Genomic DNA, 12,895 nt, shown 5'->3' on the forward strand with positions numbered 1-12,895 from the left:
GTTACGTTCACATTTCGGTACGTAACGCACAACGCCGAGCAGAGCGTGTCCGAGCATATCGGGAGGCGGATCAGAATCGTCTCAGGGCGGTTCCTTCAGATGAAACCCCCGCGCCAGAAAATGGCGTTGCTCCGGTGCACATGGAAACCGAAGCCCGTGGATTTGTGCTGTATGTAGGCATGGACGAACAGTCTGCCCTGGCTGCTGGTACATCGTTGACCCGCTTGGCCAACGAACTGCGCCACTATGTTGAAACCTTGGTTCCTGGTGCAGACTCTTATGCAGCAGTTGCAATTGCCCCGGCTGATGTAGCGGGCGAAGATCTTGATGTCGTACGTCAGGTCACCGCAGATCCCACCATTCAGCAGGCTATTTCACCAGAACTTGCCGCCGCTCCAGCACCTGTCTCAACCCGGCAGCCCGGTGTGCTCATAGACCTGGCACGTCGTGAAGTCTTGCTCGACGGCGAACCGTTGAACCTGACATATAAAGAATTTGAGTTGCTGAACTACCTGGTTGAAAATGGTGGTCGCACCGTCAACCGTGAAGAGCTCCTCCAGACACTGTGGGATGAAACCGAAGAAGTCCCGAACGAGCGCACCATCGACGTCCATATCCGCCGTCTCCGCGCTAAGCTGGGACGTCTATCCGGCACGGTCCGAACGGTTCGTGGCCAGGGATACCGTTTCTACGAGCACCCAGAAGTTGTTGTCTGGGCTGCGCCTGAATACTCCATTTAGTCACCTTAAGCCTTCCAAGCAACCCCTGCATTAACCGCGTAGCGGGGCTAGACTCGTAGAGAGCTTTTGGAAGGAGCCATCATGGCAGATCGTGACCCACTGCAGTTCTTTTTAGATAAATCGAATCCCAACGCTTGGAAAGCGGTCATTCGATTATCCAGGGCAGTGGGCGACGACGCTCGGGCCGCAGGTCTGTCAGACCAGCTCATCGAGCTGGTCAACCTTCGCGTATCCCAAATGAATGGGTGTGCCTACTGTTTAGACTTGCATACCCGTTACGCCGTTGATGCCGGAATATCCGCTCAGCGACTCGGGTCCCTGGCCGCATGGTGGGAAGCCGAGAATCTCTACACCGCACAGGAACGTGCCGCATTGCTCCTGGCTCAAGAAGTCACCAACGTTGACGACATTGAATCCGTGCAGGCCGCACAGCTGATCGCCTACGGGCAGCTCACCGAAGAGCAATACTCCGCCGTGCAGTGGATCGCTATGGCGATGAACCTCACGAACCGGATCTCGATTCTTTCGCACCACCCGGTCCGCCCCAATAAGGACTCGCGGGAAGCGCTAGGGGAGCAGCCATGACCAATTTGGACCCAAACCCGGAACTTATTGACTTCAACGCCCCGAATAACTCCGAAGGGCTTAGCGCCGGTTTCGAAGAGAAACGCGGCACCGACTATATTGTCGAGGTGCTTGAGCCGCGTGAGGTGCCGCTGGGTGGGCCACGCGCGATGACGGTGCAACGCACTATTCCGCAGCGAGCTCGCTCGCTGATTGGCGCATGGTGTTTCCTCGATTATTTTGGGCCCGACGACGTCATGCAATCCGGCGGCATGCAAGTGCCACGTCACCCACACACTGGTTTAGCAACCGTCTCATGGCTATTCGAAGGCCGCGTTGACCACGTCGACTCCGCCGGAAACTGGGCACTGGTTCGCCCTGGCGAAGTCAATCTCATGAGCGCCGGCTACGGCATCACCCATTCCGAATATTCCAGCGCAGACACCACGAGGCTGCACGGGGTGCAGCTCTGGTACGCGTTTCCGGAAAAACATCGTTTTGTAGCACCCCATCTTGACCAACACCGGGCGGCAACGGTCCGCGGTCCAGGCTGGGAAGCCAAAGTCGCGATCGGTTCCCTGCTGGGAGTGACCTCGCCCGTCGAAACCTACAGTCCACTCTCTGCTGCTGAAATTTCACTGGAACCCAACACCTCGTTGGAAATTGATGTACCTGCCGAACATGAACACGGCCTACTCGCGATCGAATGCACCGCAAACTTCAATGGTGCGCTGATAGAACAGAATCACCTCGGGTATTTGGGCACCGGCGTGACGAAACTGGAGGTCAGTTCAGGTGATACCCCCATACGTGTCATGCTGATCGGCGGTGAACCGCTGAAAGAAGACATCGTCATGTGGTGGAATTTTGTGGGTCGGTCCCATGAAGAAATCGCGCTCTGGCGCGAACGCTATCAGTCCGAAATGGGCTTTGAGGCTGCACCGGATGACTCCCCGCTGGCCGGCCATGAGCTCGGCGAGCCGATCGCCGGCCCACTGTTGGATAGGCTGATGCCAGGTACGTATCCGGAAGGCACCAACTTCCCACAGTACGGACAGTTCCCACCCAATGAGCCGGCGCCACTACCTGCGCCAGCTTTACCTACCGTAGCCATGAAGCCACGACAAAACCCACCAACGGTTGCACGCCGCAAGGAGGACTAGATGACGACTCCATCCATGAGCCACCCAAAATTTTTTGAACGAGATGGGTACATCGACATGATCGTCGATGATTCTGGAGCTATTGCAGGTCGAGAAGTATATCGAGACCACGAAACAACCGATGGCACAAAGCAGCGGATCTTTATAGAGACCGTGGTCGAAGAAGACTACCGCGGCGCTGGGCTCGCCGGAAAACTCGTGCAATACGCGCTCGATACCGCACTGGACGAGGGGTATCGCATCGTTGCGATCTGTCCGTATGTGAAAAGCTGGATCGAGAAAAACGATAACAAACGCTATGCAGACGCCAGTGACACTGCGCGTCCCGAACACTTCAACTAAGGTAGATATGCCTACACAATCACGTTGGTTCCGCGATGAAGAGTCCTTCGTTGTCACGAACGAAACCGGGGACGTCATTGGCCGCAACCTCTACCGCGACGTCGAAGCCGCCGACGGCACCAAACAACGTGTGTTTCCGGGGGTCTTTGTCCACCCGGACTACCGAGGTGCCGGTTTGGCCGGGGAGTTGACGAAACACTCTATCGACCAATCCATCGCTGACGGCTATCGCATCGTACCGATTTGCCCGTATGTAGCGGAATGGATGCGGGAATACGACAACGGTTCATACTTAAAGTACCGTGATGAGCCAGAATCAGAACATTTCAATGTCGAATAATACAGATCAGAAACGACTCATTGTCCTTCGGCATGGCAAAGCAGCATATCCGCCGGTGCCAGACCATGAACGCCCGCTGGCAGACCGGGGCAATACTGAAGCCCCGGCGGCTGGGCGTTGGTTGATTGAGCGGGACCTGTATCCTGATGCAATCGTCACATCTGACGCGGTCCGCACGCGCCAAACCACCACATGGGTTATCAGCGAACTCGGGGACAAAGCCCCGACACCTTACCTGGATTCTCGTCTGTATTTGAGCTCTGCCAGCCAGGTGCTCTCGGTGATTAACGAAACCGAGGAGCAGGTTCGGACGCTCATGGTGGTGGGGCACATGCCCTGGGTCCAAGAACTCGGGATGCGTTTAGCCTCGGTCGAATCAGATGAACGAGCGGTGCTCGATATGGCAGAGCGCTACCCAACACTAGGAATGATGGTATTCAACATACCTGGCGAGTGGGCCAGCCTGGACGGTCGAGATGCAGATATGACGCACTTCGTCGTACCGCGTTAGCGATCCCCTCGAGTCCCTGCTCGCTGAAGCACTACGACGATTGCTGAGATCAGAGAAAAGCTCATCAAAGTTACTGCCAGCCACAGTGGAAGCGGTACAAACATCGTGGTGATCATTGCGATGAGTGCGAGCGCAAGGAGGATTCGTGGCCAAATCATAGTTCCTCAAGACTAGTCAGCGCCCTGCTGTGTTGCGAACTCGGGCATTCTCCAGCTGCTTTCAGAAGGCTGCCTGCTGAGAGTTTTATTTTGGGCAAACGAAAAGCCCTTGAGATTTGATCTGCAATCAATCTCAAGGGCCGAGGATCCGCATGATAATGCGAACGTATTGAGCGCGCCCTAAGGGATTCGAACCCCTGACCTTCTGTTCCGTAGACAGACGCTCTATCCAGCTGAGCTAAGGGCGCCGGGCAACGAGAACTAACTATACTCGCACTTTTTCAAAATGCAAAACCGGTGTTGGTCCCGTCCTCTCAAAACGCCCCGCTGGCGAGGTGAAGTAACGTGCACAAACTCTTTTCGAGGGGTTTGAGGCGTCTGAAAACTCCGAAAGTATGCCAATTTCTAGGGTTTCAGCATGAAAATTAGTGGCATTCGTCACCTTTTTTAGGTTAGGTAACGGCAATCTTGTCTCTGAGCGAAGTTTTGGTGAATCAAGTTGGGCGCAGCAAGTGGGCAGGCTGCTAAAGTGTGCGACATAGACTCTCGTTCCGACCGGAACGGTTCGCAGCACGACGACGTGCTGGTATTGTCGTGCTGCGGTTGGTAAGTCGATACGAAAAAGGATCCAAATGGTTGAAAACGCCGCCTCCGATCTGGCTGCACAGGTCGAGGACACCGCACCCACCAATTACGCACCGTTATTGGAATGGGTCAAAGAAATAGCGGAGCTGACCCAACCGGACTCGGTCTACTGGGTGGATGGTTCGCAGGAAGAAAATGATCGCATCGCCCAGGAAATGGTCGATGCCGGTTCATTGGTTCGACTCACGGACCCACAGTTCCCGAATTCTTATGCGGCCTTCTCTGACCCCGCCGATGTTGCGCGCGTCGAATCGCGGACATTTATTTGCTCTGAAAAAGAAGAAGATGCTGGTTTCACCAATAATTGGAAAGACCCAGCCGAAATGAAGTCCATCCTCAACGATGCATTCGACGGCGCCATGCGCGGTCGCAAAATGTACGTCGTCCCATTTGTCATGGGTCCACTGGATGCTAAAGATCCCAAGTTCGGTGTCGAGATCACCGACAGCCCGTATGTTGTACTGTCCATGCGCGTCATGGCTCGTATCGGCACAGACGTTTTGAACAAGATTGCTGAAACGAAAGCTTTCTTCGTTCCTGCACTGCACTCCGTAGGTTCCCCTCTGGAAGCCGGCGAAGATGACGTCGCCTGGCCTTCGAGCGACACCAAATGGATCGTGCACTTCCCAGAAGAGCGCTCCATTGTCTCCTACGGTTCCGGCTACGGCGGTAACGCCTTGCTCGGTAAAAAGGCGTATGCACTACGAATTGCTTCGGCTATGGCGCGTGACGAAGGCTGGATGGCCGAGCACATGCTGATTTTGAAGCTCACGAGCCCCGAAAATGAGTCTTACACCATTACCGGTGCCTTCCCCTCAGCAACAGGCAAGACTAACCTTGCGTTGATAGATCCCACGCTGGAAGGTTGGACAGCCGAAACGTTAGGCGATGACATCGCCTGGATCACTCCTGACGAAGATAAGAATCTCAGGGTTGTGAACCCAGAATACGGTTTCTTCGGTGTTGCACCGGGCACCGGTTGGCACACCAATCCCAATGCGATGCGCGCCATCGTTAAGGGAAACACTATCTTCACCAACGTTGCGCTGACTCCTGAAGGCGGCGTTTGGTGGGAGGGTCTCACCAAAGAGAAGCCTGCCAAACTCACTGACTGGTTGGGGAACGAATGGACACCTGAATCCGGCACCCCGGCCGCGCACCCGAACTCTCGGTTCTGCACGCCGATTGATCAGACCGATATGTTGGCCGAGGAGTACTTCGACCCAGAAGGCATTAAGCTTGATGCGGTTCTGTTTGGCGGTCGGCGCGACAACGCAATCCCGTTGGTAACCGAAGCCCGTTCATGGCAGGACGGCGTCTTCAAGGGTGCAACCCTGTCATCGGCACGCACCGCCGCCGCAGAAGGCAAAGTTGGCGAAGTCCGCCGCGACCCAATGGCGATGCTGCCATTCATGGGATACGCTGCAGGCGACTACATTCAAAACTGGCTGGATATGGAAGACAAGATTGGCGCTGACAACATGCCGCAGATCTTCCTGGTCAACTGGTTCCGCCGCAATGACGCCGGTAAGATCTCTTGGCCAGGCTTCGGCGAGAACGCTCGTGTCCTGAAGTGGGTTGTTGAGCGTCTCCAAGGAAAAGGCGAAGGCATCGATACTCCAATCGGCGTCGTCCCAACCCAGGATGCACTGGACCTGTCCGGCCTGGAAATCTCTGAAGACAACCTCATCAACTCGATCAAATTCGACGCTGATGAATGGCACGACGAAATCCCGATGATCGAAGAATGGTTCGAGAAATTCGGGGACAAACTGCCAGCTGCCATGTCAGACGAACTTGAAGGCCTCAAGGATCGTCTTGGGCTAAACAGCTAGTTTTCCACAACACGTCAACCCGGGTCTGCAATAGCAGGCCCGGGTTGACTACGTTAAGGGGTATGACACTACGCGCTGAATCCACCCAGATCCTGTCCGAGCTCGTCGGCAAACCCGCCGATTTCCATGATGGACAGTTCGAGGCAATAGAAGCGATCGTGAACGGGCGGCGCGGATTAGTCGTCCAGCGCACCGGTTGGGGCAAATCTGCAGTCTACTTCGTGGCGACAGCCCTCCTGAGACGTCGCGGAGGCGGACCCACGCTTATCATCTCGCCATTATTGGCTCTCATGGCAGATCAGGTGTCTGCAGCCCAGCGCGCCGGCATCGTCGCCGAATCCATTAACTCAACCAATGCCGCCTCGTGGGACGTGATCGCCCAGCAACTGGCCCGCAATGAAATTGACGTCCTCCTCATCTCACCGGAACGTCTCAACAACCCAATGTTCCGCCAGACTCAGCTACCGGATCTGATGGAACGTCTCGGGCTGTTAGTCATTGATGAGGCACACTGCATTTCCGATTGGGGGCATGACTTCCGCCCCGATTATCGCAGAATTGGTTCGGTGATCAGTCAGCTAGAAACTCCAATCCTCGCCACCACGGCCACAGCAAATCAGCGTGTGGTCGATGACGTGTTGGAACAACTCGGTGATGACGTTTTTCTCACCCGCGGTCCCTTAGCCCGCTCGTCATTGCGACTCTCCGTCCTGCCTCAAGCCGATTCTCAAACACGAATCGGCTGGCTTGTGGATCACCTGACGCGTTTTGAAACCTCCGGCATTGTCTATACGCTCACGGTCGCGGCAGCGCACGACGTCGCTGAAGCCCTACAGGCCGCCGGACACAATGTTGTCGCCTATACCGGAGCCACCGCACCCGAGGAACGCGCAGAGTTAGAGCAGGCGCTGAAGGACAACACGGTCAAAGCGCTGATCGCCACATCAGCCCTGGGCATGGGATTCGATAAACCCGACCTAGGCTTCGTCGTCCACTTTGGGGCCCCGTCGTCACCGGTTTCTTACTACCAGCACATCGGTCGTGCAGGGCGTGGCACCGACCACGCAGAGGCTGTTCTGCTCCCGGGCGTTGAAGACCAACGGATCTGGGAGTACTTCGCCACAGCGTCAATGCCCGACGAAGAGATCGCCAGCCAGGTCATAGAAGCCACACAGCAGCCGCTGTCGGTGCCGGCATTATCGGCGAGAGTGGACCTGTCGCCCTCACGGCTGGAGCTCTTGATCAAGATTCTGGCTGTTGATGACGCCGTTGTTCGAGTGCAAGGCGGGTGGCAGGCTACCGGCACACCTTGGCACTATGATGCCAAACGCTACGAACATGTGGCGGCCCAACGTGTTGCGGAGCAAAACCTGATGCTGGAATATCAACGCACCCAACAGTGCCGCATGCAGTACTTGTCTCAGACGCTCGATGACCCATACGCCCAGGCGTGCGGGCAGTGCGATAACTGTGCGGGAGCGTGGCTGAGTCTTGAGATTTCAGAAGATGCCCGCAGTCACGCCCAACAGGTGCTTTCGCGACCCGGTGTGGAAATTGCTCCGCGAAAGATGTGGCCTACGGGCTTAGATAATCTGGGGATCAAGCTCAAGGGCAAGATCAAGCAGCAGCATCAACCGGGCCGCGCCCTCGCCCGGCTCACAGACCTCGGCTGGGGACCCACGTTGCGTCAGCTCGAAGAAGCTCCCGATCAGCCGGTCACCGATGCAATGGTGCAAGGACTGGTCCAAGTACTAGCGGACTGGGACTGGGCACAGCGACCCATCGCGGTGGTTGCCATGCCGTCACCAAACCGACCACAACTGGTGGGTTCGCTGGCACAGGCTATTGCCAGTATTGGGCAGCTACCGTACCTGGGGGAGTTGCAGTGGAACGGTCCGGTGCCCACCCCTGCAGCAAATAGCGCTTTTCGCTTGGCCCAGGTGCACAATCGGTATAGCGTGCCCACACAACTACACGAGGCGTTGAGCAACGCACCGCAAGGCCCCATCCTGTTGGTCGACGATATCGCCTCGACTAGATGGTCGTTGACCGTAGCGTCAGCGACGCTGCTTCAGGCAGGCGCCGACGGTGTCCTGCCGTTGACACTTGGTATGGTCTAAGCCCGAATAATCCCCAGCACGGTGTCTCGCAGCCAAACCATCGTGGCCTCATCCGCGGCTTCAGCGTTGAATCGCAGCAAGGGTTCGGTGTTCGACGGACGGATATTGAACCACCAGTCACCGGTCGCTGCGGCAACCGTAGTCCCGTCCATGGTTGAAACGTTGGTTTCAACGCCGGGATCGAATTCGGCGAGTACCTGGGCAATCGATGCCGTCTGGTCGGCGACTTCAGAGTTCATCTCACCGGATGCAACATACGGGGTATATTCGGCTGCCAAGGACGACGCGGTAGCATCGGTCGAGCCCAGCATTGCTAAAACGTGCATAGCCGCCAACATCCCGGTATCGGCATTGAAAAAGTCGCGGAAATAATAATGTGCCGAGTGCTCTCCGCCAAAGACCGCGGAGTGCTCGGCCATATACGCCTTGATGAAAGAATGCCCCACCCGAGTTTCGATCGCTTGACCGCCTGCAGCCTCAACTGCTTCGGGCACGACTCTGGAGGTGATGAGATTATAAATAATCACCGGGGTGGTCTCGCCTGCAGCTTGGGCTCGGGCAATCTCTCTGACCGCGACCATGGCGGTAATGGCCGAGGGCGTGACAGGTTCGCCGCGGTCATCGATTACAAAGCACCGGTCGGCATCGCCATCAAACGCCAAGCCAATATCCGCCCCGTGGTGACGTACGGCGGCCTGTAAATCGACCAGGTTTGCCGGTTCAATAGGATTCGCAGGGTGGTTGGGGAACGTACCGTCCAACTCAAAATAAAGTGGGATGATTTCGATCGGTAGGGCATCCAACACTTTGTCGCCCAGTACCGCAGGGGTTGTGTACCCGGCCATGCCATTGCCCGCGTCAACGACAACCTTGAGTGGACGAATACCCGAGAGGTCCACCAGCGAGCGCAGATACTCGGCGTAGTCGGTCAGGGTATCCCGCTGCGAAACTTCGCCGGTATCGGGCACGGATTCCACAAAACCGGCGTCCAGATAACCCTGGGTCAGGGTCTGAATATCCGCCAGTCCTGTCTCGGCAGAAATTGGTACCGCGGCAGCACGTGACATTTTTATGCCGTTGTAGCCGGCCGGATTATGGGAGGCAGTAAACACCACGCCGGGAGCGTTCAAGACTCCAGAGGCGTGGTACAACATATCGGTGGAAATTAGTCCGAGGTGTTCAACGTCGGCACCAGCTGCTGCGGCGCCTCGGGAAAACGCGGCCACATAGGCTTCCGACGAGGGGCGCATATCACCGCCAACGAGGACGCGGTCGGCACCGGTCACGGTGGCGAATGCGAACCCGACAGCTAATGCCACGTCGGCATTGATGGTTTCGTCTTCGATACCGCGGACGTCGTAGGCTTTAAAACTATCGGCTAAGTTCATTTTGGGCAGATCAAAAGCAAGCTTCACGATTTCTGAGTCTAGTCTCAAATGACATCGGTACATAAACCCTCGTTGTAGTAGAAAGGCAGCCATGCACCCGCCACAGTTTCCGGATCCACCGACCGGACAGACTTGGTTGGGCCATGCTCCGAAAACCGCAGGCTTCCGACGTCTGATGATCGGGTTGTTTTTCGCCGGGGTTGCAACCTTTGCGCAGTTATATTCGCCTCAGGGTCTGCTGCCACTGATCGCGGCCGATCAGCAGGTCACCGCGGATCAAGCCGCGCTGCTGGTGTCAGCCTCCACGATTGGTCTGGCCGCCGCCGTTATCCCGTGGTCGTTTGTGGGTGACAGGCTAGGCCGCAAACCAGCCATGACGATTTCTATTACCGCCGCCTGCGTATTCGGCATAGGTGCCACCCTGGCACCGACCTTCGGACTCATCCTGCTGTTCCGTGTATTGGAAGGTATGGCACTGGGTGGTGTGCCAGCGCTGGCCATGGCTTATCTGAATGAGGAAGTCCACCCGAGAGCCGCAGGCCAATCGGCCGGCACATTCATTGCCGGGACGGTACTCGGCGGCCTCCTGGGCCGCGTTGTCGCAGCGCCCATTGGCGAGTGGTACCACTGGCGCATGGGCATGGGGGTCGTCTTGGTGCTAGCGGTGGCTTCGGCCATCTGTTTTCTCATCCTCACGCCCGCTGCAAGGAAATTTCAACCGACGACGACGTCGCCGCGCAAAGCGATCGCAGCGATCACAACGAACCTGCGTTCTGTGGTCCTCAACGTGATGTACCTGCAAGGCATGTTGCTGATGGGTGGATTCGTCGCCGTTTACAATTTCTTGGGATTCCACCTGCTTGAGGAGCCGTTCAATCTGCCGGTCTCTGTGGTGTCGCTGTTATTTCTGGCGTATCTCATGGGCACCTTCACCTCGCCTTGGGCGGGGTCTCTTGCCACGAAATATCGGCCATCCCGCGTTTTGATGGTATTGATCACCCTGATGATCGCGGGTGTCTTGCTTACGCTCGTGCCCAACCTCTGGGTGTTACTCCTTGGGCTGCTGATCTTTACCGGTGCCTTTTTCGGGGCCCACTCGGTCGCATCCGGTTGGGCCGGTGCTGCGGCGGAGGGCGGCCGATCACAATCAACGTCATTATATAACCTGTGTTACTACGCCGGTTCGTCAATTTTTGGCTGGCTCGGCGGCATCTTTTTAGCACTCTACGGGTGGACCGGGACAGTGCTCATGACTGCAGGCTTAGCATTGCTGGCACTCATTGCCACAGCGTTGTTATACGTTTTTGTTGTCCGACCGCGAATTAAGGCCGCCCGAGAGCCGAACTCGACACGCGCCTGACAACTTGACAGTACAATGGGCGGCATGGAATTCATTATCCCACTCTTGCTGCTTGCGGTTTCGGCATTATTCGTGTGGGGCCTCATCGCCTTTATAGGTCGCTCATCGGGCCTCCAGAACACGACCGCAGGTCCCCGCGGTAAGTCGCCAGCACTGTTTGACCGGATGTCTGAAGAAGGGGCATCGGCTGCTGCCCAGCGACTAGATGAAGAGTCTCATAATGAGGTCTATCGCTACCTTGCTGTTGGCCAACTTGCCCAGGCAGCAGAGGTTTATCACAAGGCCACCGGGGTGGGTCGCATCGAAGCATTCGTGGATGTCCAAGCGCTGTATCAGTTCCCGCAAGAACATGCTGCGGAGACCGACGATTCGGTTCCCCTGGAAGACGTAGCCGGGTCGGATCCATTCGTTCCGGCTGATGAGCAGGAAGTCACCGATCTCACGGTGCCAGATGAATGGCTGGAGCTCAGCGAGCCAGCTAAACAGCAGCGCTTCGAAGTTCAAATTAACCGCGACTCAGAAACGATATCCATGTCGTCTGAAGAATTGCCTCCGTGGATTCGAGATCAGATTGAGGCGATGGTGCGTGACGATCGACTCGATGACGCGGCTGAAACCCTCATTGAGCATACCGTGCTAGAGCAGACGGAGGCACAGGATCTGATCAAGATTATTGCTCAGCAAATCCACGCCACGGATGATGACAGCACAGAATAATTGCCCATAAAAAACTCCCTGTAAAAACAGGGAGTTTTTTCATGTCGAGATTAGACGTCGTCTTCGGCGGCCGGGCCGCCTTCACCTTCCCAGCGGTCAATTTGTTTGGCTTTTGCGCTGGAGTGCTTTAGCCGCACCCCGTAGCCGCCGGCTTGCGAGTCTGGCAAGAAGAGCGCACCGTGCTCAATGAGCACCTCCTTGATTGCTTCTTCCTGCTCTTCAGGCAGTGAAATGATGCCACGTTCAAATTTCCGAATTTCGTCACGTTCAATACCGGTTTCGTCGGCAATGTACCATGTCGAGATGCCTACCAGCGCGCGACCAGCTCTGGCTAGGTTGGAATTGAATACGTCTTGAATAGTCATAACGACCCCCATCTACTGATCAATTTTGACCAAGATCTTTACTTCAGTTTCGCCCGCATCGCGAAGTTTCCGCAAGCCCTGATCTACTACGTCATCCATCTCTATAACAGAACTAATAAATTGGCATACGTTCAATTTTCCAGAGCGGACGAGCTCAATGGCTTCACTGTGCACATTGGCGTACCCGATCGAGGAGCCCATCGTCCGTTCTTGCATAGTCAGTGCATCGGCCACAGCAAACATGATTGCTTCGGGATACACCGCAACAATTTCTACGTGTCCGGTTGGCCGGACCACCTCAAACATCTGATTGAATACAACTTCTACACCGGCACAATCAAAGGCAAAGGCCGCACCAACACCATCCGTGGCATCATGGACCACATTCAGCAGGGACTCCTCGGTTGGATCGACAATGCGATCCGCATACCCTGCGTCTTTAGCGATCTGCTGACGTGCAGCGGATACTTCAGAAAGAATAACGTTGAGCCCTTTGGCTTTTAGCACTGCGGTGACGAGTTGCCCGATCGGGCCCCCGCCACCGACCACAGCCGTCTCACCTTCGATGGCGCCCGCGCGCTTGACAGCGTTCAGTGCTACCGCCAGTGGTTCGATCAGGGCGCCCTCTTCTAGCGCCATATCACCAA

Annotated in this window: 14 protein-coding genes and 1 tRNA gene; 10 read left to right on the plus strand and 5 right to left on the minus strand. The window is 56.2% G+C overall.

Annotated features, from left to right (window positions below; all coding sequences use genetic code 11):
* The first annotated feature begins 11 nt into the window (after window positions 1–11).
* The 6 genes from L0H14_RS09540 (at window position 12) to L0H14_RS09565 (ending at window position 3,660) form a co-directional block, all read left to right on the plus strand.
* Window positions 12–740 (plus strand): winged helix-turn-helix domain-containing protein, encoded by a 729-nt coding sequence (locus tag L0H14_RS09540; RefSeq protein ID WP_301421730.1) that lies wholly within the window; start codon window positions 12–14, stop codon window positions 738–740.
* A gap of 81 nt (window positions 741–821) precedes the next feature.
* Window positions 822–1,325: a carboxymuconolactone decarboxylase family protein gene (locus tag L0H14_RS09545; protein ID WP_301416435.1), complete on the plus strand. Its 504-nt coding sequence runs from the start codon at window positions 822–824 to the stop codon at window positions 1,323–1,325.
* Window positions 1,322–2,467 (plus strand): pirin family protein, encoded by a 1,146-nt coding sequence (locus L0H14_RS09550; RefSeq protein WP_301416433.1) that lies wholly within the window; start codon window positions 1,322–1,324, stop codon window positions 2,465–2,467. The genes L0H14_RS09545 and L0H14_RS09550 overlap by 4 nt, the downstream gene beginning before the upstream one ends.
* A complete protein-coding gene (locus L0H14_RS09555; RefSeq protein ID WP_301416431.1) occupies window positions 2,468–2,809 on the plus strand; it encodes a GNAT family N-acetyltransferase in 342 nt (113 codons plus the stop codon). It begins immediately after the preceding gene.
* A gap of 7 nt (window positions 2,810–2,816) precedes the next feature.
* The gene (locus tag L0H14_RS09560) at window positions 2,817–3,149 is read left to right on the plus strand and encodes a GNAT family N-acetyltransferase (protein ID WP_301416429.1); all 333 of its coding nucleotides are present in this window, start codon (window positions 2,817–2,819) and stop codon (window positions 3,147–3,149) included.
* On the plus strand, window positions 3,139–3,660 hold the full coding sequence (locus tag L0H14_RS09565; RefSeq protein WP_301416427.1) for a histidine phosphatase family protein: 522 nt from the start codon (window positions 3,139–3,141) through the stop codon (window positions 3,658–3,660). The genes L0H14_RS09560 and L0H14_RS09565 overlap by 11 nt, the downstream gene beginning before the upstream one ends.
* Here L0H14_RS09565 and L0H14_RS09570 read toward each other — a convergent pair.
* A complete protein-coding gene (locus L0H14_RS09570; RefSeq protein ID WP_301416422.1) occupies window positions 3,657–3,818 on the minus strand; it encodes a hypothetical protein in 162 nt (53 codons plus the stop codon). The genes L0H14_RS09565 and L0H14_RS09570 overlap by 4 nt on opposite strands.
* A gap of 174 nt (window positions 3,819–3,992) precedes the next feature.
* Window positions 3,993–4,066: transfer RNA gene (locus L0H14_RS09575), tRNA-Arg, on the minus strand.
* Window positions 4,067–4,450: 384 nt separating this feature from the next.
* On the opposite strand from L0H14_RS09575, the gene L0H14_RS09580 reads away from it, so the two are divergent.
* Entirely contained in the window at window positions 4,451–6,298 is a 1,848-nt protein-coding gene (locus tag L0H14_RS09580; protein ID WP_301416420.1) for a phosphoenolpyruvate carboxykinase (GTP), read from the plus strand.
* A gap of 62 nt (window positions 6,299–6,360) precedes the next feature.
* Entirely contained in the window at window positions 6,361–8,418 is a 2,058-nt protein-coding gene (locus tag L0H14_RS09585; protein ID WP_301416418.1) for an ATP-dependent DNA helicase RecQ, read from the plus strand.
* On the opposite strand, the gene L0H14_RS09590 is transcribed toward L0H14_RS09585, so the two are convergent.
* Window positions 8,415–9,806: a phosphomannomutase/phosphoglucomutase gene (locus tag L0H14_RS09590; RefSeq protein WP_301416477.1), complete on the minus strand. Its 1,392-nt coding sequence runs from the start codon at window positions 9,804–9,806 to the stop codon at window positions 8,415–8,417. The two genes, L0H14_RS09585 and L0H14_RS09590, sit on opposite strands and share 4 nt — an antisense overlap.
* 91 nt (window positions 9,807–9,897) lie before the next feature.
* Between L0H14_RS09590 and L0H14_RS09595 the strand changes: the two genes are divergently transcribed.
* Window positions 9,898–11,166, plus strand: a complete 1,269-nt coding sequence (locus L0H14_RS09595) for an MFS transporter (protein WP_301416416.1) — start codon at window positions 9,898–9,900, stop codon at window positions 11,164–11,166.
* 24 nt (window positions 11,167–11,190) lie between these two features.
* Window positions 11,191–11,883: a hypothetical protein gene (locus L0H14_RS09600; protein WP_301416413.1), complete on the plus strand. Its 693-nt coding sequence runs from the start codon at window positions 11,191–11,193 to the stop codon at window positions 11,881–11,883.
* A gap of 50 nt (window positions 11,884–11,933) precedes the next feature.
* Here the strand turns inward: L0H14_RS09600 and L0H14_RS09605 are convergent, their stop codons facing one another.
* Complete coding sequence (locus tag L0H14_RS09605; RefSeq protein WP_301416411.1) at window positions 11,934–12,248, minus strand: XRE family transcriptional regulator; 315 nt, start codon at window positions 12,246–12,248, stop codon at window positions 11,934–11,936.
* A gap of 12 nt (window positions 12,249–12,260) precedes the next feature.
* Window positions 12,261–12,895, minus strand: a 635-nt coding sequence (locus L0H14_RS09610; RefSeq protein WP_301421729.1) for a zinc-binding dehydrogenase, incomplete at its 5' end; no start/stop codon positions are given.

Source organism: Yaniella sp. (genome assembly GCF_030453185.1).
Classification (GTDB): domain Bacteria; phylum Actinomycetota; class Actinomycetes; order Actinomycetales; family Micrococcaceae; genus Yaniella.

Coding starts and splice junctions, on each gene's coding strand:
- L0H14_RS09545 (WP_301416435.1), top strand. CDS start 822: ATGGCAGATCGTGACCCACTGCAGTTCTTTTTAGATAAATCGAATCCC.
- L0H14_RS09570 (WP_301416422.1), bottom strand. CDS start 3,818: ATGATTTGGCCACGAATCCTCCTTGCGCTCGCACTCATCGCAATGATC.
- L0H14_RS09590 (WP_301416477.1), bottom strand. CDS start 9,806: ATGAACTTAGCCGATAGTTTTAAAGCCTACGACGTCCGCGGTATCGAA.
- L0H14_RS09565 (WP_301416427.1), top strand. CDS start 3,139: ATGTCGAATAATACAGATCAGAAACGACTCATTGTCCTTCGGCATGGC.
- L0H14_RS09585 (WP_301416418.1), top strand. CDS start 6,361: ATGACACTACGCGCTGAATCCACCCAGATCCTGTCCGAGCTCGTCGGC.
- L0H14_RS09600 (WP_301416413.1), top strand. CDS start 11,191: ATGGAATTCATTATCCCACTCTTGCTGCTTGCGGTTTCGGCATTATTC.
- L0H14_RS09550 (WP_301416433.1), top strand. CDS start 1,322: ATGACCAATTTGGACCCAAACCCGGAACTTATTGACTTCAACGCCCCG.
- L0H14_RS09605 (WP_301416411.1), bottom strand. CDS start 12,248: ATGACTATTCAAGACGTATTCAATTCCAACCTAGCCAGAGCTGGTCGC.
- L0H14_RS09560 (WP_301416429.1), top strand. CDS start 2,817: ATGCCTACACAATCACGTTGGTTCCGCGATGAAGAGTCCTTCGTTGTC.
- L0H14_RS09580 (WP_301416420.1), top strand. CDS start 4,451: ATGGTTGAAAACGCCGCCTCCGATCTGGCTGCACAGGTCGAGGACACC.
- L0H14_RS09555 (WP_301416431.1), top strand. CDS start 2,468: ATGACGACTCCATCCATGAGCCACCCAAAATTTTTTGAACGAGATGGG.
- L0H14_RS09595 (WP_301416416.1), top strand. CDS start 9,898: ATGCACCCGCCACAGTTTCCGGATCCACCGACCGGACAGACTTGGTTG.